The 21,181-nt window shown below is 55.9% G+C and carries 19 protein-coding genes; 11 read left to right on the forward strand and 8 right to left on the reverse strand.

Features of this window, described 5'->3' with window-relative positions; genetic code table 11:
- Positions 1 to 126 precede the first annotated feature (126 nt).
- Positions 127 to 1,698 (reverse strand): AbgT family transporter, encoded by a 1,572-nt coding sequence (locus tag ACXIZX_RS00950; RefSeq protein ID WP_179451815.1) that lies wholly within the window; start codon positions 1,696 to 1,698, stop codon positions 127 to 129.
- A gap of 242 nt (positions 1,699 to 1,940) precedes the next feature.
- Here ACXIZX_RS00950 and gntR point away from each other — a divergent pair, with 242 nt between their 5' ends.
- The 3 genes from gntR (at position 1,941) to gntU (ending at position 4,958) form a co-directional block, all read left to right on the forward strand.
- Positions 1,941 to 2,936, forward strand: coding sequence for a gluconate operon transcriptional repressor GntR (gene gntR, locus ACXIZX_RS00955; protein WP_154194851.1), 996 nt, complete (start codon positions 1,941 to 1,943; stop codon positions 2,934 to 2,936).
- 142 nt (positions 2,937 to 3,078) lie between these two features.
- Positions 3,079 to 3,615: a gluconokinase gene (gntK, locus tag ACXIZX_RS00960; RefSeq protein ID WP_008109916.1), complete on the forward strand. Its 537-nt coding sequence runs from the start codon at positions 3,079 to 3,081 to the stop codon at positions 3,613 to 3,615.
- Positions 3,616 to 3,617: 2 nt separating this feature from the next.
- Positions 3,618 to 4,958, forward strand: a complete 1,341-nt coding sequence (gene gntU, locus ACXIZX_RS00965) for a gluconate transporter (RefSeq protein ID WP_154182470.1) — start codon at positions 3,618 to 3,620, stop codon at positions 4,956 to 4,958.
- A gap of 43 nt (positions 4,959 to 5,001) precedes the next feature.
- Here gntU and ACXIZX_RS00970 read toward each other — a convergent pair whose 3' ends face one another.
- The 6 genes from ACXIZX_RS00970 to ACXIZX_RS00995 all read right to left on the reverse strand — a co-directional run bounded on the left by ACXIZX_RS00970 (position 5,002) and on the right by ACXIZX_RS00995 (position 11,253).
- Positions 5,002 to 6,627: a Na/Pi cotransporter family protein gene (locus ACXIZX_RS00970; protein WP_008109921.1), complete on the reverse strand. Its 1,626-nt coding sequence runs from the start codon at positions 6,625 to 6,627 to the stop codon at positions 5,002 to 5,004.
- A 108-nt stretch (positions 6,628 to 6,735) separates the two neighbouring features.
- Positions 6,736 to 7,728 (reverse strand): ABC transporter ATP-binding protein, encoded by a 993-nt coding sequence (locus tag ACXIZX_RS00975; RefSeq protein WP_479403449.1) that lies wholly within the window; start codon positions 7,726 to 7,728, stop codon positions 6,736 to 6,738.
- Between the two features lie 2 nt (positions 7,729 to 7,730).
- The gene (locus ACXIZX_RS00980; RefSeq protein ID WP_179451819.1) at positions 7,731 to 8,516 is read right to left on the reverse strand and encodes an ABC transporter permease; all 786 of its coding nucleotides are present in this window, start codon (positions 8,514 to 8,516) and stop codon (positions 7,731 to 7,733) included.
- Positions 8,517 to 8,526: 10 nt separating this feature from the next.
- Positions 8,527 to 9,372: an ABC transporter permease gene (locus ACXIZX_RS00985; RefSeq protein ID WP_008109927.1), complete on the reverse strand. Its 846-nt coding sequence runs from the start codon at positions 9,370 to 9,372 to the stop codon at positions 8,527 to 8,529.
- Positions 9,372 to 10,181 carry an alkaline phosphatase family protein gene (locus tag ACXIZX_RS00990; RefSeq protein ID WP_479403450.1) on the reverse strand — a complete coding sequence of 270 codons (810 nt, stop codon included), beginning with the start codon at positions 10,179 to 10,181 and terminating at the stop codon, positions 9,372 to 9,374. Before ACXIZX_RS00990 ends, ACXIZX_RS00985 begins: the two co-directional genes overlap by 1 nt.
- Positions 10,182 to 10,191: 10 nt before the next feature.
- Positions 10,192 to 11,253, reverse strand: a complete 1,062-nt coding sequence (locus ACXIZX_RS00995; RefSeq protein WP_008109931.1) for an ABC transporter substrate-binding protein — start codon at positions 11,251 to 11,253, stop codon at positions 10,192 to 10,194.
- Between the two features lie 224 nt (positions 11,254 to 11,477).
- On the opposite strand from ACXIZX_RS00995, the gene ACXIZX_RS01000 reads away from it, so the two are divergent.
- The 5 genes from ACXIZX_RS01000 to ACXIZX_RS01020 all read left to right on the forward strand — a co-directional run bounded on the left by ACXIZX_RS01000 (position 11,478) and on the right by ACXIZX_RS01020 (position 15,780).
- Entirely contained in the window at positions 11,478 to 12,176 is a 699-nt protein-coding gene (locus ACXIZX_RS01000) for a UTRA domain-containing protein (RefSeq protein WP_008109933.1), read from the forward strand.
- A gap of 69 nt (positions 12,177 to 12,245) precedes the next feature.
- Positions 12,246 to 12,656, forward strand: coding sequence for a phosphate-starvation-inducible protein PsiE (psiE, locus tag ACXIZX_RS01005; RefSeq protein ID WP_008109934.1), 411 nt, complete (start codon positions 12,246 to 12,248; stop codon positions 12,654 to 12,656).
- A 92-nt stretch (positions 12,657 to 12,748) separates the two neighbouring features.
- Entirely contained in the window at positions 12,749 to 13,267 is a 519-nt protein-coding gene (ubiC, locus tag ACXIZX_RS01010) for a chorismate lyase (protein WP_061718382.1), read from the forward strand.
- Positions 13,268 to 13,273: 6 nt separating this feature from the next.
- Positions 13,274 to 14,158 carry a 4-hydroxybenzoate octaprenyltransferase gene (gene ubiA / locus ACXIZX_RS01015; protein WP_008109936.1) on the forward strand — a complete coding sequence of 295 codons (885 nt, stop codon included), beginning with the start codon at positions 13,274 to 13,276 and terminating at the stop codon, positions 14,156 to 14,158.
- Positions 14,159 to 14,592: 434 nt separating this feature from the next.
- On the forward strand, positions 14,593 to 15,780 hold the full coding sequence (locus ACXIZX_RS01020; protein ID WP_479403451.1) for an IS4 family transposase: 1,188 nt from the start codon (positions 14,593 to 14,595) through the stop codon (positions 15,778 to 15,780).
- A 142-nt stretch (positions 15,781 to 15,922) separates the two neighbouring features.
- Here ACXIZX_RS01020 and plsB read toward each other — a convergent pair whose 3' ends face one another.
- Positions 15,923 to 18,346, reverse strand: a complete 2,424-nt coding sequence (gene plsB, locus ACXIZX_RS01025; protein ID WP_258144363.1) for a glycerol-3-phosphate 1-O-acyltransferase PlsB — start codon at positions 18,344 to 18,346, stop codon at positions 15,923 to 15,925.
- 127 nt (positions 18,347 to 18,473) lie between these two features.
- On the opposite strand from plsB, the gene ACXIZX_RS01030 reads away from it, so the two are divergent.
- The 3 genes from ACXIZX_RS01030 to dinF all read left to right on the forward strand — a co-directional run bounded on the left by ACXIZX_RS01030 (position 18,474) and on the right by dinF (position 21,021).
- On the forward strand, positions 18,474 to 18,842 hold the full coding sequence (locus ACXIZX_RS01030) for a diacylglycerol kinase (protein WP_154182481.1): 369 nt from the start codon (positions 18,474 to 18,476) through the stop codon (positions 18,840 to 18,842).
- A gap of 105 nt (positions 18,843 to 18,947) precedes the next feature.
- Entirely contained in the window at positions 18,948 to 19,562 is a 615-nt protein-coding gene (lexA, locus tag ACXIZX_RS01035) for a transcriptional repressor LexA (RefSeq protein ID WP_008109941.1), read from the forward strand.
- Between the two features lie 136 nt (positions 19,563 to 19,698).
- Positions 19,699 to 21,021, forward strand: a complete 1,323-nt coding sequence (dinF, locus tag ACXIZX_RS01040; RefSeq protein WP_479403452.1) for an MATE family efflux transporter DinF — start codon at positions 19,699 to 19,701, stop codon at positions 21,019 to 21,021.
- The last annotated feature ends 160 nt before the right edge of the window (positions 21,022 to 21,181 follow it).

Genomic DNA, 21,181 nt, shown 5'->3' on the forward strand with positions numbered 1-21,181 from the left:
ATGATAATGATTATTATTGTCATGCGAGCTCGGAAACGTCTCCTGACAACCGGGTAAGCACGACATTGCTCACATTGCTTCCAAGTATTATTTAGCCAGCTCGGGTGCTGGCTTTTTTTTTACCTTTTACATTGTGTACCAGGTTGCTGCACCGGGCCCGACCGGCAGATTGAAGACAAACACCCACAGTACAAACAGCAGCGTCCAGCCAATCATAAACACCACAGAATAAGGCAACATCATCGCCACCAGCGTTCCGATGCCCATGTCGCGACGATAGCGCGCCGCCACCGCCATAATCAGACCAAAGTAACTCATCATTGGCGTAATCACGTTGGTTACCGAATCACCAATGCGATAAGCCGCCTGAATCACTTCCGGCGCAAAGCCGACCAGCATTAACATCGGTACGAAAATCGGGGCGGTAACCGCCCATTGCGCCGAGGCGGAGCCAATCATCAGGTTGATAAAGCCGCAGATCATGATGAAGCAGACAAACAGCAGCGGCGCGCCCATATCCAGTGATGCCAGCAGATTGGCGCCTTTCACCGCCACCACGGTGCCGAAGTTGCTCCAGTTAAAGAACGCCACAAACTGTGCTGCAAAGAACACCAGCACGATGTACATGCCCATGCTGCTCATGCTGGCGGACATGGCATTGATCACGTCGCGATCGTTGCGCATATTGCCAATCATGCGGCCATACACCATGCCGGGAATGGCGAAGAAGACAAAGATAAACACCACAATGCCTTTCAGGAATGGCGAGCCCGCCAGCGTGCCGGTTTTCGGGTTGAGCAACACGCCATAGCCTGGAATCACGGTCAGAATCAGCAGCAGCGTAACGCCGAGAACCGCCCAGCCTGCGCCTTTCAGCGCGCGACGTTCTTCTGCCGATAGCGCGCCCATATCGCCACGCACCGCCTCGCCTTCGCTGTCCTGATACTTGCCCAGTTTGGGTTCGACAATGCTGTTAGTGATCCAGGTGCCAAGAATGGAAATCACGAAGGTACTGACAAACATGAAGTACCAGTTCACTTCCGGACCAACATGGTAGTTGGGATCGATAATCTGTGCGGCGCTTTGGGTAATGCCAGACAGCAGCGGATCAATGGTGCCGAGCAGCAAGTTGGCGCTGTAGCCGCCGGAAACACCGGCAAACGCCGCCGCCAGGCCCGCCAGTGGATGACGGCCCAATGAGTGGAAAATCATCGCTGCCAACGGAATCAGTACCACATAGCCCAACTCAGAAGCGGTATTGGATACGATACCGGCGAAGACGATGGTGAAAGTGATGAGCTTTTTCGGTGCGTTAAACACCAGCGCGCGCATCGCCGCCGAGAGCAGCCCTGAATGCTCGGCAATTCCCACGCCGAGCAGCGCAACCAGCACGGTGCCGAGCGGCGCAAAGCCGGTGAAGTTGGTGACCAGATGGCTGACGATGCGTTGCAAACCATCGGCACTCATCAGGCTAACCACGTGAATCACACCATCCGGTGCACGGCCTGCCGCACCCACCGGGCGCGGATCGATCACGCTGACGCCGAAGGCGGCAGCAATCGCGGAGGCGACGATGATGAATAATGCAAACAACGCGAAGAGCGTAATCGGATGCGGTAATAAGTTACCTAGCCACTCAACGGTATTGAGAAAACGCTCAATCGGGCGTTTGGCTGGTGTAGAAGAATGGTCCGTCATAATGATCCTTGTTTTGTCATTTAGTCTAATGTGCAGGACTGCCGATGCTCTTTGTTCTCTTCCAGGTTAGCTACAAGACCATTCTCGGAAGTAACGAGAAGCCTGGTGCGCATGAATGCGCACCCTACAAAACCCCCGCCGTATAACCGTAAGGTCGCCATTAATGGCGACCGATTTCCCGCAAAACCTTAACCTGACAAAAAATGATAAACTCGGGTTATCTCCGATCTCAGGCGCATACGATGAAGAAGAAAAGACCGGTATTACAGGACGTTGCCGATCGCGTCGGCATCACAAAAATGACCGTCAGCCGCTACCTGCGCAACCCGGATCAGGTCTCGGTGGCACTGCGCGATAAGATCGCCGTGGCGCTGGATGAGCTCGGTTACATCCCCAATCGCGCGCCCGATATGCTCTCCAATGCCACCAGCCGCGCCATCGGCGTGCTGCTGCCTTCGCTGACTAACCAGGTTTTCGCCGACGTTTTGCGCGGGATCGAAGCCGTTACCGACGAAGCGGGTTATCAAACGCTGGTGGCGCACTTTGGCTATAACGCGCAGAAAGAGGAGCTACAGCTGCGCTCGTTGCTCGGCTGGAACATCGATGGCGTAATCCTCACCGAACGCACGCATACGCCAGGCACGCTGCGCATGCTGGAAGTGGCGGGCATTCCGGTGATTGAGATGATGGATTCGGTTACGCCGTGCCTCGATATGGCGGTGGGCTTCGATAACGTCGAAGCCGCGCGGCAGATGACACATGCTATTCTGAAAAAAGGCCATCGCCACACCGTCTATCTCGGTGCGCGCCTTGATGAACGTACCTTGCAGAAGCAACAGGGCTACGAGAAGGCGATGCGCGAAGCGGGGCTCACGCCACATAGCGTGATGATGGAGGATGCCTCCTCGTTCAGCGCCGGCGCGCAACTGCTGTGTGAAGCGCAAAAGCGTTATCCGGAAACCGACAGCCTGTTTTGTACCAACGATGACCTGGCGGTGGGCGCAATGTTTGAGTGTCAGCGTCAGGGATTGCGTGTGCCGGAGCAGATGGCGATTGCCGGATTCCACGGTCACGACATCACGCAAGTGGTGAATCCGCGCCTCGCCACAGTGTTAACGCCGCGCGAGCGTATGGGACGCGAATCGGCAGCGATGCTGCTGGCGCGTATTGGCGGCGATCGCACGATGACACAACCGCTGGATGTTGGCTTTGAAATCTCCGAAGGTGACAGCATCTGATTTTGGCGATTTTTTGAGTCAGTTCACACTTTCGTGCTTTTCCGCCTGAGAAGGGTTGCCAGCCTTTCAGTGGGCTCTGACAATGGCAACTCGATTTGTTATCGGTAACATTGGGCAGAATTCACTGCCGGAGCGCAAAACAATGACAACGCCATCTCCATCGCACCACGTCTTTATTCTGATGGGCGTTTCCGGCAGCGGAAAATCTGCCGTCGCCAATCAGGTCTCTCATCAGTTAAACACTGCGTTCCTCGATGGGGATTTCCTCCATCCGCGCAGCAACATCATGAAAATGGCCGACGGTCATCCGCTGGACGACACAGATCGCCAGCCGTGGCTGCAGGCGCTGAATGATGCGGCATTTGCCATGCAGCGTACCCAGGAGATCTCCATCATCGTCTGTTCGGCGCTGAAAAAGTCCTATCGCGACATCCTGCGTCAGGGCAATGAGAACCTGAAATTTATCTATCTGCAGGGCGACTTCGAAACCATCGAATCCCGCCTGAAAGCGCGTAAAGGTCACTTCTTTAAACCGCAGATGCTGGTGACGCAGTTCGCCACGCTGCAGGAACCCGGCGCGGATGAGCCCGATGTACTGGTGGTTGATATCAATCATTCACTGGATGAGGTAGTTGCGGCCACGGTTGCGACCATTGAGGGTGCAATCAACAAGGGTTAGTCATGAGTACCGCAACGCTAGTGTTAACCGCAGCAGGCTCTGTCCTGCTGCTGCTGTTTTTGGTGATGAAAGCGCGTATGCACGCCTTTGTTGCCCTGATGTTAGTCTCTATTGGTGCCGGTCTGTTTTCTGGTATGCCGCTCGATAAAATTGCTGAAACCATGGAAAAAGGCATGGGCGGAACGCTCGGCTTTCTCGCCATTGTGGTGGCGTTGGGCGCGATGTTCGGCAAGATCCTGCATGAAACCGGCGCCGTCGATCAGATCGCCATCCGCATGTTGAAAACCTTTGGTGAAAGCCGCGCGCACTATGCGATGGGCGTCGCCGGATTGATCTGTGCATTGCCGCTGTTTTTCGAAGTGGCGGTGGTGTTGCTGATCAGCATTGCGTTCGCCGTGGCGCGTCGCACTAAAGGTAATTTAGTGAAGCTGGTGATCCCGCTGTTTGCCGGTGTTGCCGCTTCTGCCGCGTTCCTGCTGCCGGGACCCGCACCGATGCTGCTGGCTGCGCAGATGCACGCCGATTTTGGCTGGATGATTCTGCTGGGCCTGTGCGCGGCGATTCCGGGCATGCTGATTGCCGGTCCGCTGTTTGGCAGCTTTATCGCGCGTCACGTTAGCTTTAGCGCGCCACCGGAAGATCATCAGCCGGAGGTGGAAGAGGGCAAACTGCCGTCGTTTGGCTTTAGCCTGGCGTTGATTCTGTTCCCGCTGCTGCTGGTGGGCCTGAAAACCATCGGCGCACGCTTCACCACGCCGGGTTCTCATCTGTATGAGTGGCTGGAGTTTATCGGCCATCCGTTCACCGCGATTCTACTGGCCTGTCTGGTGGCGATTTATGGCCTGGCGTATCGTCAGGGCATGGATAAAGAGAAGGTGATGCAGGTGTGCGGCAGCGCGCTGCAACCGGCGGGGATTATTCTGCTGGTGATTGGTGCGGGCGGCGTGTTTAAGCAGGTGCTGGTGGATTCGGGCGTTGGCCCGGTGTTAGGACATGCGTTAACCGGCGCGGGCATGCCGATTGCGCTGGCGTGCTTCATCCTTTCTGGCGCGATTCGCGTGATTCAGGGTTCGGCCACCGTGGCGTGTTTAACTACCGTTGGTTTAGTGATGCCGGTGATTGAACCGCTGCACTACAGCGGCGCGCAGCTGGCTGCGCTGTCGATCTGTATCGGCGGCGGCTCCATCATTATCAGTCACGTGAATGATGCCGGTTTCTGGCTGTTTGGCCGCTTTACCGGCGCAACTGAAGCCGAAACGCTGAAGACATGGACGCTGATGGAAACCATCCTGGGAACCACCGGCGCGATTGTTGGCATGATTGCGTTTAGTTTGTTGTCGTAAATTTTGTGTGGTCGCCATCAATGGCGACCCTACGAAACGACATTTAATCCTCTTCCCGCTCGTCATCCGGCTGATCCAAAACCGTGTACGCCACGGCGCAGAACAGCGAATTCAAACGCTTCATATCGCCCAGCAAGCCAAGGTGCAGCGAGCTGGTTTCGATGCTTTGCACGTTCTGCAGATGCAAACGCTCAACATGCGCGTGTGAGAAACGGCGAATCAGGATGCGGAAGCGATGCTTGGAGCGGCGCAGGCGCTTAGCGCTGGTGACATCGTGCGACAGAAACACCGACAAACTCAGACGCAGGTTATACAGCACCTGCTCCTGCAAGGTTTGCAGCTCCTCCAATCCCTCCGCTGAGAAGGCACGGCGCGCGGTCAGCGACTTATCCGCTACGTCGGCACACATGCGTTCGATGATGTCGCCCGCCTGTTCAAGGTTGAGCGCCATCTCAATGATCTCCGCCCAGCGGCGTGAATCATCCTCCGGCAAATCCTCTTTTGGCATACGCGCCAGATAGAGTTTGATCGCGGTGTAGAGCACATCAACATCATCATCCAGCCGCCGCACCGCGCGCTCTTCGCGCAGGTCGCCGTGCACCACTTTATTGAATGACTCAATCATCTGCTCGACCACATCGCCGATGCGCAGCGTCTCGCGTGAGGCATTAGCCAGCGCTAACGCGGGTGTATCCAGTGCGCTGCTGTCGAGGTGTTTGGGTTTGAGATGCGTTTCGTTCTCAGGATCATCGGCGATCATACGGCGGCACAGGCGCGCCATTGGATCGGCAAACGGCACCATGACTAAGCAGCGGATCAGGTTGTAAAACACGTGGAAGAAGATCACCAACTCTTCATCGTTGACCGGCATTTTATCCAGCACGTCGGCGACAACATTGACGAACGGCAAAATCGCGATGCTGCCAATTAGCTTAAACAGCAGGCTGCCGAGCGCGACGCGTTTGCCCGCCGCGTTGGAGCCGCTGGCGTTGATCATCGCCAGCAAGCCGCTACCGAGGTTGGCACCAATCACCAGACAGAGCGCCACTTTGAAGGAGATCACGCCGGTGGCGGTCAGCGTGGCGGTAATCAGTACCGCTGCGAGGCTGGAGTAACTGATGATGGCGAACACCGCGCCAATCAGCGCATCGAGCATCACATCGCCGGTCAGCGTTGAGAACAGCACCTGAACGCCCGCCGCCTGAGTGATCGGTTTGGCGGCCGCTACAATCAGCTGCAGCGCCAGCAGAATCAGTCCGAGCCCAATACTGGCGCGGCCCAGTTGCCCAACGCGCGTTTGCTTGCGGCTGAGGAAGAACACCACGCCAAAGAAGATAAACAGCGGCGACAGCCACGACAGATCGAAAGTCAGGATACGCGCCATGATCGCGGTCCCGACATCCGCGCCCAATACCACCACCAATGCGGGCGTCAGGCTCACCAGATTCTGCGCAACAAAGGAGGTAACCAGCAGCGTGGTGGCGTTACTGCTCTGCACCAGCGCTGTAACGCCAATGCCGGCAAGAAACGCCATCGGTTTTTTTTCAACGCTGCGGCTAAGTACACGACGCAGATCGGCACCGTAAACGCGCATGATGCCGGTTCGCACAATGTGTGTGCCCCACACCAGCAGCGCAACGGCAGAGAGTAGATTAAGCAGAGTTAACACGTATAGAGGCTCCTCATCCGTCAGGCTCAAACAGCACCGATTGCCAGCCTGACGGTGAGCACAACCGGTAAAACCTTCGCCGCGTTGTGTCGCCTTTTTTCGTTTAAATTAAGCAACCTGGCGCAACGTCGACATCTCTAACTGTAGCCCAATCTGCATGCCAGCGGGATGCAAATCTGCCACGCTGCGGTTAAGTACATCAACTGAGAGCTCCACGTTTTGCGCGCGCACCCGATAGCGAATCACGTTGCCGAGCAAGCTGTGGCTGAGGATGGTGGCGGGAATGCCAGCCTGCGGCGCGCATAGCTGGATCGACTCTGGGCGAATCGCTACCTGGCCGCTGAAAGTTTGTCCGGTCAGCTGCGTTGCTTGTTCCGCGCTCAGCAGGTTGTAGTTGCCAATAAAGCCAGCCGCAAACAGATCGGCCGGTTGGGTATAGAGCATTTCCGCGTTGCCGTTCTGCACGATCTTGCCCCGGTTCATCAACACGATGCGATCGGACATGGTCAGCGCCTCTTCCTGATCGTGGGTAACGAACAAGGTGGTGAGCTTCAGCTCGCGCTGAATATGGCGGATTTGCTCGCGCAGATGGCGACGAATGCGCGCATCCAGCGCCGACAGCGGTTCATCCAGCAGCAGCAAGCGTGGACGCGTCACTAGCGAACGCGCCAGCGCCACGCGCTGACACTGTCCGCCAGAGAGCTGATGCGGATAACGCCGCGCGAACTCGGTGAGTTCCACCAGCGCCAGCGCCTCCATCACGCGTTTTTGAATCTCGCCGCTCGCCAGTTTCTGCATTTTCAGGCCAAACGCCACGTTCTTCTCAACCGTCATGTTGGGGAATAGCGCGTAGCTCTGGAACACCATGCCGATGGTGCGCTTCTGCGGTGGCAGCGGCACGATATCCTGACCTTGCAGCAATACTTTGCCGCTATCGACTTCGGTCAATCCGGCAATGCAGCGCAGTAGCGTAGATTTGCCGCAGCCGCTGGGGCCGAGCAGCGTGACAAATTCGCCTTCTTCGGCGCTGAAATCGATATTTTCAAAAATGGCGGTTGGGCCATAGCTTTTATTCAACTGGGTGACGCTCAAATAACTCATGGTCAGCCTCGTTCAGGATTGAGGGCATTCGCCAGCCAGGTGACCAGCAGGACGACGGCAAAATAGGAGATCACCAGCGCGCTGGTAAAGTGGCCGCTGCCGTTGCGCATGTTAAACAGATAAACCTGCAAGGTTTCATAGCGGGTGCCGACCAGCATATTGGCGAAGACAAACTCGCCAATCAGGAAGGAGAAGGAGAGCAGCACCGCGATAAACACGCCTTTGCGCAGGTTCGGCAGCACCACAAACAGCGCCGCTTGCCAGGTGCTGGCACCGAGCAGCTGGGCGGCATCAATCAGCTCTTTCAAATTGATGGCCTGCATATTGTTGGAGATGGCGCGATAGATAAACGGCAAGGCGATGGTGAAGTAGCAGCCGATCAAAATCCACGGTGTGCCGGTCAGCATCAGCGGCGACGACGAATAAAGCTGCAGCAGGCCGACCGACGAAACCACCGGCGGCACGGCGAATGGCATCAGGATCAGCACGTTCATTACCGCATCCAGTTTCGGATAGTAGTAAGCGATCACAAACATGGCAGGCAGCACCAGCACCAGCGAGAACAGCAGCGCACCGAAGCAAACCAGCAGCGAATGACCGAGCGCGGTGAGGAATCGCGGATCGCTCCATAATGCGGTGAGCCACTTCAGCGTAAAGCCCTGCGGCAGAATGGTATCGCTCCAGCTGGTGGAGATGCCGTACAGCAGCGTCGCCAGCAGCGGTGCGGCTAAAATACACAGCAAAAGCCAGACAATCAGGCGATGGTAAATTTTTTCCGCGCGCGACAAGGTTGGCTCCTCAGGAAGGTTTGGCGTTGAGATAGCTGCGGCGCACCAGATACTGCTGCACCACGGTAATCAGCGCCATAATCAGCACCAGCAGCATCGCCAGCGCGCCGCCAGTATTGGGATCAAGTGAGATATCGCCAGATACCAGCGCAGCAATGCGCACCGGCACCACGTTAAAGTTGCCGGTGGTGAGCGCGTAAATGGTGGCGTAAGCGCCGAGCGCATTGGCGAGCAGAATCACGAAGGTTCCGAGCAGCGCCGGGAACAGAATCGGCAAACCGATGTGCCACCAATAGCGCCAGCGGCCTGCACCCAGCAGCGCGGCGGACTCTTGCCAATCCTGACGCAGGCCATCAAACGCAGGATAGAGCAGCAAAATGCCGAGCGGGATTTGGAACCAGGTGTAAACCAGCACCATGCCGTCACGTGAGAACAGCTTGAAGCCCTCCAGCACGCCATAATGGCGCAGCAGCAGCGTCAGACAACCGTTCAGACCGAGCAGAATCACAAACGCAAACGCCAGCGGCACGCCGGCGAAATTGCTGGTCATGTTGGTAAATGACATTAAAAAGCGCTGAAAACGGCCGCTGCCAAGGCGATGCAGCGAATATCCGGCAACCAGCGAGATCAGCAATCCGTAAATGCTCGACCAGATGGAGATATCCAGCGACAGGCGAAACGCCTGCAAATAGAACGGCGAGGTGAGGATGTCGCTGTAATTATCGAAGCCCCAGCGCTCATTGATGTCGCTCCAGAAGCTGTTGATGGCAATCCACAACAGCGGCGCAAGCTGGAATGCCACCCAAAACAGCGCAAACGGCAGCAGCAACAGCGCAGCGAGCGTTTTGCCCTTCATTACTGCGGCTCCGCCAGTAACGCGTGACAAACCGGCTTGTCATGTTCGACGCCGAGCAAGGTGCAGACGATGCCGCACAGTTCGGTTTGCTGTGGCTGGAGATCCGGCTGCAGCGAGAAGCCTTTGCCAAACACGAACAGCGGCACCTGCGTCTCTTCCGGCAAAATGCCGCCGTGCGAGCGGTCATCGTTCATGCCGTGATCGGCAGTGACAATTACCTGATAACCGGCCGCCAGCCAGACCGGCATCCATTGCGACAGGTAACCATCGGCCATGCGCGCGCGGTTACGATACTGCGGCGATGACAAGCTGTGCTTGTGCCCGGCATCGTCAATGTTCATCGGGTGAATCAGCAGGAAGTCAGGATCGTGTCGCAGGCGCAGGCTTTCTGCGTCTTCAAATAGGTGGGAATCCGGATAACTGTCGTCCCAGTAAAAATGGCCATACTGAATCGGCAGATCAGGCGCGACCGTGTGGCGGTCGCGCGCCGCGTTGAACGGGGATTGGTTATAGAGTTCACTCACCCAGTGATAGGCGGCCGCAGCGGTGGTGAGACCGGCGGCACGCGCGTAATGGAAGATGCTGCGCTGATTACTCAAGCGGCTGACGCCGTTATGAATAATGCCGCTGCGCACCGGTGGAATGCCGGTGAGAATGCATTCGTACAGCGGGCGCGACAGCGAAGGCAGTTCGCAGGTCAGCGTGTAATATTGGCCGTTGCCCTGCGCGCATTCGGCAAACAGATAGCCCATTGCGTGTTGCGCCACCTGATTACTCAGCCCATCCAACACCACCAGGATCGTTTTCATCCCTCGCTCCTTACTGCTTCATATTGATGATGACGTTCTCTTGCCACAAACGCGGCAGCATTTTCGAGGTTTTATCCCACGCAGCCTGGTCTTTGATTGGACGAGCATTTTTATACTCAGACTGCGGCAGCAGCTTGGCCTGCACGTCGGCTGGCAGCTTCAAGTGCTCGGCACGAATCGGACGCGCATAACCTTTCGCCAGATTGATCTGACCTTCATCAGACAAGATGTATTCACGCGCCAGCTTGGCGGCGTTTGGATGTTTGGCGTATTTGTTGATAATGGTGCTGTAGCCAGACGTCACGGAACCATCAGATGGAATCACCACTTCGTAGCGGTTTTTGTCGATCTGATCGCGGTAGTTCAGGCCGTTAAAGTCCCACACTACAGCCACCTGAATTTCGCCTTTCTCGATGTTGGCAATCACCGGATCGGTCACGCCAAGGCGGCCTTCTTTCGCCAGATCGCCGAAGAAGCTCAACGCCGGTTTCACATTCTTCTCGTCACCGCCCAACGCGTAGCTTGCCGCTAACACGCCGTTCGCCGCCTGAGCTGCAGTGCCGACATCACCGATAGTGACCACATACTTACCTTTCTTCAGATCGGCCCAGCTGTGTGGCACATCTTTAACCTGCTGCTTATCCACCAGGAACGCGATGGTGCCGGTATAAGCCAGCATCCAGTTGCCATCCTGATCTTTCGCCCAGCTCGGGATTTGGTCCCAATGCGTTGGTTTATAGGGTTGCGCCACGCCTTTCGCCACGGCAATCGGACCGAAAGCTGCGCCCACATCACCGATATCGGCGCTGGCGTTCTCTTTCTCTGCATCAAATTTTGCCAGTTCCTGCGCCGAAGACATGTCGGTGTCACTGTGCTTTAGACCATATTTGCTGTTGAGGTCACTCCAGGTATCTTTCCAGTTGGCCCAGCTATCTGGCATGCCGACGCTGTTAACCTGGCCTTCAGCGCGCGCGGCTTTTTCTAACGCGGCGAGGTCATTATCTGCGGCTTGCGCGGCAGGCAGCGCAAGCAGTACGGCACTGGCTACTACAGAGGCGATAAACGCTTTCATCTCGATTGCTCCCGGTATATGTTGTGGGACTTCTTGGTCTAGTCCAGCAAGAACCGAGCCAATGTAGCCCGAGTAGATGAAGGTTTTATGACCATGGTGGTGAAATGTGGTGTGGCGCGACGATCCACATGCGGTTACAGCGCGCTAAAGCGTGGGTTGTACTCTGTCACATTGTAGTCATCGAACTGTCATAGTGCAGATTTGCCCCAAAATGAGGCTGAAAAATGTTGTCGAAAACGGCGGATGTGATTGCGGCAGGGCTGCGGGAACGCATTGAAAACGGTGAATTTGCCAGCGGTCGTTTGCCTGCCGAACGCAGCTTAAGCGAACAATATTCCACCACGCGCATCACGCTGCGTGAGGCGCTGGGTTTGCTGGAAGCGCAGGGTATTATCTACCGGGAATTGCGTCGCGGCTGGTTTCTCGCTCCGCCGCGGTTGGTCTACAACCCTTCACATCACAGCCATTTTCACGCCATGGCCGCCGAGCAAGGGCGCATTGCCAGCACCGAAGTGCTGGAGGCGCGGGAAGTACCGGCACAACTGGCGATTGCGCGTCATCTGCAACTGCTTGAAGGCGATAAGGTTTACCGCATTCGCCGCCTGCGTCGTATTGACGGCCGCGCCGTGTTATATGTCGAGCATTACCTCAATCCCGCTTTTTTTCCGGGATTGCTGGATGAAGACCTGACGCGCTCGCTGACCGATCTCTATGACCAGCGCTACGGGATTCGCTACGGCGGCGCGCGTTTTACCATTTTGCCGGGACCGCTACCGGTGCGCGCCGCGCCCGCGCTCAACGTGGCGAGTGGTACGCCCGGCTTGTTAATTACCCGCATCAACCGCGATCAGCACAAGCGAGTGATTGATTGCGACTGCGAGTTCTGGCGCTACGACGCGCTGTGCGTGGATGTCGAAGTATAAATATTGTGATTTTGATCACACTACAGCATGATAGCGCCAGTGAGTTATTGAGAGCGAGAGGCGCAAAAAATGACAATAAAAACAGGGGTTGGGCAGTACATTTCTTTAGCACTGCAGTGGGTGCTGAATATTGGTCTGATCATCCTGGCCATTATTCTGGTGGTGTTTCTCGGTAAAGAAACCATCCATCTGGCCAATGTGCTGTTTAGCACTGGCGAGCAGACGTCGTCCTATCTGCTAATTGAAGGCATCGTTATCTATTTCCTCTACTTCGAATTTATCGCCTTGATTGTGAAGTACTTTCAGTCTGGTTATCACTTCCCGCTACGCTATTTCATCTATATCGGCATCACGGCGATTATTCGCCTGATCATCGTCGACCATAAAAATCCGTTTGATACGCTCTACTATTCAGCGGCGATTTTGATTCTGGTGGTGACGCTGTGGCTGGCCAACAGTAACCGCCTGAAGCGCGAGTAATAAACCCTGTTTTTAGCGCGTGGCACAACCAGCAGTGCCACGCATTCTCCTCTGCGTTAAACTAGGGCAACTTTTTTTCCGGAGATGTCCTGATGTCGCATGACGCGCTGCGCCAGTTACGCGCATTGCACTGGCTGCCAGCCTCTTCCCCGCAGCTTTCTGCCCCGTTACTTGACTGGTTAATGGAAGAAGACTCCATGACGCGTCGCTTCGAGCAGCATTGTCAGCAAGTGACCGTAGAACTGATCCGCGAAGCGTTTATTGGCGCCGATGAGATAACGGATGAGGCGGAATTTCTGCCCGCCGATCAGCGCTTCTGGCTGCGCGAAATAGTGCTGTGCGGTGATGGTGAACCCTGGCTGATTGGCCGCACCGTGGTGCCAGAAAGCACGCTGAACGGTCCCGAGCAGATGCTGCAACAGCTCGGTACGCGCCCGCTCGGTCGCTATCTGTTCTCTTCATCTACTCTGAGCCGCGATTTTATCGATCCCGGTCAGGTTGGCGAGTTATGGGGACGCCGTTCTCGCCTGCGCTTGTCGGGCAAACCGCTACTGTTAACTGAACTGTTTTTACCGGCGTCGCCGCTCTATCGCGCGCTGGATCAAGGATAAACCACTGTGCAAAACACCTTACCCATGACCAAATGGCAGGCATACTGCCGCCTGATGCGTATCGATAAACCCATCGGCACCGTGCTACTGCTGTGGCCAACTCTGTGGGCATTGTGGCTCTCCGGCATGGCGATTCCACCGCTGCCGGTGCTGCTGGTGTTTGTGCTCGGCGTTATCGTGATGCGTGCTGCAGGCTGCGTCATCAATGACTACGCTGACCGCAAAATCGATGGTCACGTTAAGCGCACGGCGTCACGTCCGCTGGCCAGCGGCGCGGTATCTGAGAAAGAGGCCAAGCTGCTGTTCGCCGGTCTCGGTTTGCTGGCGTTTATGCTGGTGCTGACCATGAACACCATGACCATTTTGCTGTCATTTGGCGGCCTGGCGCTGGCGTGGGTTTATCCGTTTATGAAGCGCTACACGCATCTGCCGCAGGTGGTGCTCGGCGCGGCATTTGGCTGGGCGATTCCAATGGGATGGGCGGCAGTTAGTGAGTCCTTACCTTTGGTCTGCTGGCTGGTGTTCCTGGCGAATATCTGCTGGACGGTGGCCTATGACACGCAGTATGCGATGGTTGATCGTGATGATGATTTGAAGATTGGTGTGAAGTCGACAGCGATTCTGTTTGGTCGTTACGACAAACTGATTATCGGTTTACTGCAGCTGGCTACGCTTGGCCTGATGGCGCTGGTGGGCATGATGCTCAATCTGAATGGCGCATTTTACTGGTCGCTACTGCTGGCAGCTGGCTTGTTTGTGCATCAGCAGAAGTTGATTGCCCAGCGCGAGCGCGATCCCTGCTTCCAGGCATTCCTGAATAACAATTATGTGGGTATGGTGCTGTTTCTCGGCATTCTGCTTAGCACCGTGCCGTTCGCGGATTTGCTGTAAATATATTAGGCGCACCGAGGTGTTCAGTTAAGCGCAGAGCGACTTTCGTTCGCCTTGCGCTGAGGCAGTTGCAGCACCTCCGTGCGGCGACCGAGCAGAGAGCGCCTGGCCGCGCCCTCTGCACTCGCGGGCCTTTCGCCAGCTCAGCTCGCCGCTGCGCGGTGCCTTCACTCGTTCACGATTCCTGACGGACCGGTGGCGATTCGCTCCTGCTCAGCGCCACCTCTCGCCGCATCCATGCGGCTCGCCCTGGAATCCCTCACTCGTTCAGCGAGTTGGGATGTCGCCTCAACACCCGCGCTGCACCATCAAGGCATAATTTTGACTCGCCATCGCTACAAGGCTCGTAGGGCTGATGAATCCCCACAAAAACGAAGCAGGCACAGTGGAAAAATGATCTAATTATTGCGCCAACAAAAAATAAGATCGCCACTATGCCTGCTTCCGCATTTTGCCATAAATTTTTACGGGAATCTTTAGCCAGCACCCATCAGTATCGTCGTAACGCCCTCACTGATATGACGATTTCCCTGACCCGCGGTGCTTCCCTCAATCTGACCAGCATTGGTCGCTCTCTTGCGGGCGATGCCCGCGTTAAGCACAAAATCAAACGCGTTGACCGCCTTATGGGGAATGCTGCCCTCCACCGGGAGGTGCCCGCGCTGTCACGCGACATTATCTGCTGGCTTATCCGGGACATGAAGGAGTGCGTCATTGCCGTGGACTGGAGCGCCTGGCCGACTCAGTCCTTCAGCCTTTTGCGTGCCAGCCTGCTGGCGGACGGACGCGCTATCCCGCTGCTGAGCCTCATCGCAGAAGGCGATAAGCTGGGAAATCCCGACCTTCAGAACCGCTTTCTGGACGAACTGGCCGGGTGTATGGGAGACAGGAAAGTGACCATCGTCACCGATGCCGGGTTCCGCCGCGAGTGGTTTAACCGCGTTCAGTCGCACGGATGGCACTTCATCGGCCGGCTCAGGGGCAACGGCGTTCTGAAGCTGGCCGGAACGGATGAGTGGGTAACGCCGGGTCAGCTAAAAGCCGGCACAACGCCGCGCTGTGCTGGTGCGGCCCGGCTGACGCGATATAAAAAATCACCGGCTTACGGCTTCGTGCACGTTCATAAGAGAGCGCCCAAAAATCGTCACGGAAAGAAAAGCCGGGATCGTTTTTTTTACACGCGCGAAGAGGCAAACCAGAGTCGCCTGGCCCGTGAGCCGTGGGTGCTGTTTACCAGCGATGCGGAGCTGAAGCCACGGACGGTAATGAAGCTTTACAGCCGGAGAATGCAGATAGAACAGAACTTCCGGGATGAAAAGAGTGAACGTTACGGTATGGGGCTGAGAAGCAGCTTCAGCCGGAGTGTGGAAAGGATGTCAGTGCTGAACCTGCTGTCGACGCTGTGCAGCATCTTACTGTGGCTGATGGGCTACGCGCTTGAAAGCAAAGGCGAGCACCGGTTTTATCAGGCGAACACGGTGCAACACCGGCGAGTACTGTCATACCTTACGCTGGCAAGAAATGCGATAAGGCACAACCCGGCAGGGATCAGTCAGCTGGATATAGAAACGGTGCGAGCCGAACTATCAGCGAGTTACAGGAATATCGTATATGTGTATTAACGATATTCCTGGGGATCCCTCAGCTCGTAGGGTCGCCATTCATGGCGACCAGGATGTGTCATCAGGCAGGAGGGATCGTGGGAGAATAGCGAGGACTTAGCAGGGCGCACCGAAGTGCGCCTTTGTGTTTTCATGTCGCCTACTAATCGTGGGTGACCGCACTCTCAATCGTCAGACGGACATCGCTGGTTACCAGCTCCGCCAGCATCTGCCACATCATATGGCTGCGTTCCGCATCGGCATCGCCTTTGTCACTGATATAACCTTCATCACGCAGCGTAAGTACCAGTGCAGTAAATACCGCTTTATCAAAGAACTCTGGCGCGTTGATGCCGTGCAGCACAGAAAGACGCTGAGCCAGCGTGCGGCTCTCTTTCTCCAGCGTGCCACGGTTGATGGCCGGTTTCGCGCTGAGGATAGCGAAGGTAATCGCGAAGCGCTGTAGCGTCTCACGAATACCCGCCGCCAACAGTTGCAGCGAACGGTGACGTGCTGGCGTCATTTTCAGCTGACCATCCTGCAACGTAATCAGCCCCTGACGTGCCATCTCTGAACAGAGTGCGTTCAGCAGGGCAGGTAATTCCGCCTTGTCCCAGCGCAGGAACAGTTCGCTCTTCAGCATCGGATACACCAGGCTAACCTGGCGCAGCAGCTCAGCTTCGCTAATTTCACGGTGTTGCTGCACGATGGCGGCAATCAGCGACGGCATCACCAACATGTGATGGATGTTGTTGCGATAGTAGGTCATCAGCACCGCCTGCTCGCGCGGCAAAATGATGATGTCGCCAATACTGTCTTGCTCGGTCTCGAACTTGTTCATGCCCATCGCGTGATCAAGCAGCGCTTCGGCGCTCATATCGGGCACCGTGGCTTCCGGCGAATACGGCACGTTGCGCAGCAGTTGGGTGTAGCACTCTAACTGCTCAATCAGCTGTTCGCGGGTTAGTGAACGCTGACGTGATGCCAGTAGCGCAGTCACGCACAGGTTCATGGCGTTAGCCGCACCGGCTTCGTTGATGCGTACCATCAGCTTCGCCGCAATGTCATTCACGGCAGGTGTCATCCACGCAGGGCGTTGCGGTTCGATAGGATCAATCGCATCACGCCATTCCGGCACGTTTTTGTTCAGGTAGTTCATCAACGGCAGCGGTTCGCCGAAGTTAACGTAGCCCTGACCCAGATTGCGCAGCTTACGCAAGCCGCGTACCATCTGCAGGAAGCTCTCTTTCTCTTTGGCCGCGCCACGCAGCTCTTTGGCATACGTGCCCACTTCCATCACGTGCTCGTAACCGATGTAGATCGGCACGAAGGTGATAGGACGACTGCCGCCGCGCAGCATCGCTTGCAGCGTCATCGACAGGGTGCCGGTTTTCGGGTCCAGCAAACGGCCAGTACGCGAACGTCCGCCTTCCACAAAGTATTCAACGGAGTAACCACGGCTAAATAGCTCGCCGAGATATTCACGGAACACGGTGGAGTAGAGTTTGTTGCCCTTAAAAGTACGACGAATAAAGAACGCGCCCAGACGACGGAAAATCGGGCCGGCAGGCCAGAAGTTCAGGTTGATACCCGCAGCAATGTGCGGCGGCACCAGACCTTGATGATAAAGCACGTAGGAGAGCAGCAGATAATCCATGTGGCTGCGGTGGCAGGGCACATAGACAATCTCATGACCATCCTGCGCCAGCTGACGCACGCGCTCACCGCCATGCACGTTGATGCCCTGATACAGGCGGCTCCACAGCCAGCCCATCACGCGGTCAGTGACTTTAATCGCTTCGTAAGAGAAGTTGGCCGCCACTTCTTCCATCATTTCGATGGCGTTCTGCTGGGCTTTCTCATGCGAAATCTTTTTGCTGCGCGCTTCATCTTCTACCGCTTTTTCAATCGCTTTGGACTGTAACAGTTTGTTGAAGAGATCCTGACGTGCAGGCAGACGCGGGCCGACCGCAGCCAGACGTTGGCGAGCAAAGTGAATACGCGCCACGCGAGCCAGCTTCTGCGCAATCGACTTATCGGTGCCGTGTTCGGTCGCCATCTGGCGTAGCGAAACGGTTTGCGAGAAGCGTACAAAGCTGTCGCGGCCGTGCCACAGAATGGCGAAGAACTTCTGCACGCCATTCAGCACACGCAGATGCGGCGTGGATTCACCGGATGTTTCACGTCCCGGCGCACGACCAAACATCACCGCGACCGGTAGCATTTGCACGTCGAGTTGCGGGTTACTGCGGTGCAAATCCAGATAATCGTGGAACAGCTTCACCGATTCGGGATTGGCCACGAAATAGGGAATTACGCGCGGACCATCGTGAATAAACACGTGGCGCGGCAGCAGGGTGCCATCGATCTCCAGCGGAGCCAGTGGATCGGGCAGATCATGTTTCAGGCATTGAGCACGCAGCGTGAGCAAGTCAGCCTTTGAATCATAAGGCAAAACATACATCACCGGACGTGTCGGATCGATCCCGTGTTCAGAGACGGGATCGGTCGGAATGACCTTACTTTTTACCAAAATAGAGAGTGGTAAATTCAATAATTTGTAATAGAGTTTACGCCAACCTGACATAGACAACTTTAAGCCTCTTGTTAGCAAAGCGCGGCAAGCATACCAGAAAGCGCAGCGAAGGTCTGTGGCTCTGCCGCCTCATACTGCCCACACATTGACGTCAAAATAGATCAAGGGTTCCATAGACATGGCAAATAACGTCACCGGTTTAGTAAGAATAGTGAAAGCAGCCGGTTATTCCTGGCAGGGCCTGCGTGCCGCATGGCAGCACGAAGCCGCATTTCGGCAGGAAGCTGTCGCCGCGCTGGTGGCCATTCTCGTGGCCTGCTGGCTGGATGTAGATACCCTTTCCCGCATCTTGATGATTGGCTCGGTAGTGCTGGTTATTATCGTTGAGATCCTTAATAGCGCTATCGAAGCGGTGGTTGACCGCATCGGGCAGGAACAACATCCGCTCGCGGGCCGCGCCAAAGATATGGGATCGGCTGCCGTATTGCTGACTATCTTACTGGCTCTGTTCGTCTGGATCGCGCTGCTCTGGACGCATTTGAGATAGGGATTCCAGATTCATCAAACCGCTGATTTTTCCCTCTGTTACGGTTTTCATTTCGCGAATACCTGTATATACTCACAGCGACTGTATAAACAACCAGGGGGCGGGATGAAAGCGTTAACTGCACGGCAGCAACAGGTCTATGACCTGATTCGCGACCATATTAACCAGACGGGCATGCCGCCAACGCGTGCGGAAATTGCTGCGCAACTGGGTTTTCGCTCGCCCAATGCTGCTGAAGAGCATCTGAAAGCGCTGGCGCGTAAAGGCGTAATTGAAATTGTTTCCGGCGCATCGCGCGGGATTCGTTTGCTAATGGAAGAAGAACCGAGCGAGGGGCTGCCGCTGATTGGCCGTGTCGCTGCCGGTGAACCCTTGCTGGCGCAGGAACATATTGAAGCCCACTATCAGGTGGATGCGAATCTGTTCAAACCAAGTGCCGATTTCCTGCTGCGTGTAAGCGGTATGTCGATGAAAGATATCGGCATTATGGATGGCGATCTGTTAGCGGTGCATAAAACGCAGGAAGTGCGTAACGGCCAGGTTGTCGTGGCGCGCATTGATGATGAAGTCACCGTGAAACGCTGGAAAAAGCAGGGCGCGATTGTTCATCTGCTGCCGGAAAACACCGATTTCCAACCGATTGTTGTTGATACCCGTGAGCAGTCACTAACTGTTGAAGGTTTAGCTGTTGGGATTGTACGCAACGGCGAGTGGCTCTGATCAGTTTCTGATCCTCCCCAACTGCGGCGGTGTGAATTTGCGCTGACCGCAGTCTGCTGTTTTACTTCTCTGTGACTCTTTCTGCGGCTCACGCTGGCGCCATTACGCTGATTACCGCACACAACGGAATGGGCTGATGCAGCTGTTTTCCTCTTCAGATAAAACACTCTGGCGGCTAGCGCTGCCGATGATTCTGTCAAATATCACCGTCCCGTTACTGGGCGTGGTGGATACCGCTGTTATTGGTCATCTCGATAGCCCGATTTATCTCGGGGGCGTCGCCGTGGGCACAACAGCGACCAGCTTCATCTTTATGCTTCTGCTGTTCCTGCGCATGAGCACTACCGGATTGACCGCTCAGGCATTTGGCGCCAATGACAAAACCGCGCTGGCGCGCGCCTTAACGCAACCGCTGCTGATTGCGCTGGTTTTTGGCGTGCTGTTTATGGTGTTGCGAACGCCGGTAAGCAGCCTGGCGGCAGCTTTAATGGGCGGCAGCCCGGAAGTGCAGCAGCAGGCGAAAATCTTTATTGAGATTCGCTGGCTGAGTGCGCCCGCAACCTTAGCCAATTTGGTTATTCTTGGCTGGCTGCTGGGCGTGCAGTATGCGCGGGCGCCGATGGTGCTGCTGATCATCGGCAATCTGGTGAATATCCTGCTTGATCTGCTGTTCGTCCTCAAACTGCATTGGGGTGTGGCTGGCGCGGCGGCGGCTACCGCGCTGGCAGAATATGTCACGCTGGGCGTGGGTTTGTGGATGGTAGCGCGCGTGCTGAAAATGCGCGGTATCCACTTTACTCTGCTTAAAAGTAGCTGGTGCGGCGATGCGGCGCGGCTATTCCGCCTCAATCGCGACATTATGCTGCGCTCTTTAATGCTGCAAATTTGCTTCGCCTCACTCACCATCCTTGGTGCTCGAATTGGCCCGGATGTGGTGGCGGTCAATGCGGTACTGTTGATGTTCCTCACTTTTACCGCATACGCGCTGGATGGATTTGCCTACGCGGTTGAAGCCTGTTCGGGTGAAGCGGTTGGGGCCAAAGATCGCAGTCGGCTGTTGCTGATTTGGCATGCGGCTTGTCGTCAGGCTTGCTTCGTTGCAGCAATCTTTGCGCTGATTTATGCGTTCACCGGTCCGCAGATTGTGGCGATGCTGACGTCACTGGAAGCGCTACGCGAGATGGCCGATCGCTATCTGATTTGGCAGGTGATTCTGCCGCTGGTTGGCGTGTGGTGTTATCTGCTGGATGGCATGTTTATCGGCGCGACGCGCGGCCGTGAGATGCGTAACAGCATGGTGATGGCGGCACTCGGCTACGGTGTATCGCTGCTCACATTGCCGTGGCTCAGCAATCACGGTTTATGGCTGGCAGTGACGGTGTTCCTGGCGCTACGCGGACTGACGCTGTGGCTGATCTGGCGCGGTCACTGGCAACGTGATAGCTGGTTCAACGCCTGAATAAGCGAAGCGTAACCTACAGATTAATCTGTAATTCTCTACAAACTGCGAAACGGCTACTACAATTACCTTATACGGCGCACATGAGTAGCGCGTTGTGTGGGTATATCGCCAGATAGATAGGCGATGTATCTATCTCACTCAGGATGAAGTGGAGGAT

It is taken from the genome of Candidatus Pantoea symbiotica (assembly GCF_056491525.1).

Bases quoted from the DNA above. Each gene is read 5' to 3' on its own strand.
- ACXIZX_RS00995 (WP_008109931.1), bottom strand. From the start codon at position 11,253: ATGAAAGCGTTTATCGCCTCTGTAGTAGCCAGTGCCGTACTGCTTGCG.
- ACXIZX_RS01030 (WP_154182481.1), top strand. From the start codon at position 18,474: ATGGCAAATAACGTCACCGGTTTAGTAAGAATAGTGAAAGCAGCCGGT.
- dinF (WP_479403452.1), top strand. From the start codon at position 19,699: ATGCAGCTGTTTTCCTCTTCAGATAAAACACTCTGGCGGCTAGCGCTG.
- ACXIZX_RS00990 (WP_479403450.1), bottom strand. From the start codon at position 10,181: ATGAAAACGATCCTGGTGGTGTTGGATGGGCTGAGTAATCAGGTGGCG.
- gntR (WP_154194851.1), top strand. From the start codon at position 1,941: ATGAAGAAGAAAAGACCGGTATTACAGGACGTTGCCGATCGCGTCGGC.
- ACXIZX_RS00950 (WP_179451815.1), bottom strand. From the start codon at position 1,698: ATGACGGACCATTCTTCTACACCAGCCAAACGCCCGATTGAGCGTTTT.
- ACXIZX_RS00975 (WP_479403449.1), bottom strand. From the start codon at position 7,728: ATGAGTTATTTGAGCGTCACCCAGTTGAATAAAAGCTATGGCCCAACC.
- gntU (WP_154182470.1), top strand. From the start codon at position 3,618: ATGAGTACCGCAACGCTAGTGTTAACCGCAGCAGGCTCTGTCCTGCTG.
- ACXIZX_RS01020 (WP_479403451.1), top strand. From the start codon at position 14,593: ATGCCTGCTTCCGCATTTTGCCATAAATTTTTACGGGAATCTTTAGCC.
- ACXIZX_RS00985 (WP_008109927.1), bottom strand. From the start codon at position 9,372: ATGAAGGGCAAAACGCTCGCTGCGCTGTTGCTGCTGCCGTTTGCGCTG.
- ACXIZX_RS01000 (WP_008109933.1), top strand. From the start codon at position 11,478: ATGTTGTCGAAAACGGCGGATGTGATTGCGGCAGGGCTGCGGGAACGC.
- plsB (WP_258144363.1), bottom strand. From the start codon at position 18,346: ATGTCAGGTTGGCGTAAACTCTATTACAAATTATTGAATTTACCACTC.
- gntK (WP_008109916.1), top strand. From the start codon at position 3,079: ATGACAACGCCATCTCCATCGCACCACGTCTTTATTCTGATGGGCGTT.
- lexA (WP_008109941.1), top strand. From the start codon at position 18,948: ATGAAAGCGTTAACTGCACGGCAGCAACAGGTCTATGACCTGATTCGC.
- psiE (WP_008109934.1), top strand. From the start codon at position 12,246: ATGACAATAAAAACAGGGGTTGGGCAGTACATTTCTTTAGCACTGCAG.
- ubiC (WP_061718382.1), top strand. From the start codon at position 12,749: ATGTCGCATGACGCGCTGCGCCAGTTACGCGCATTGCACTGGCTGCCA.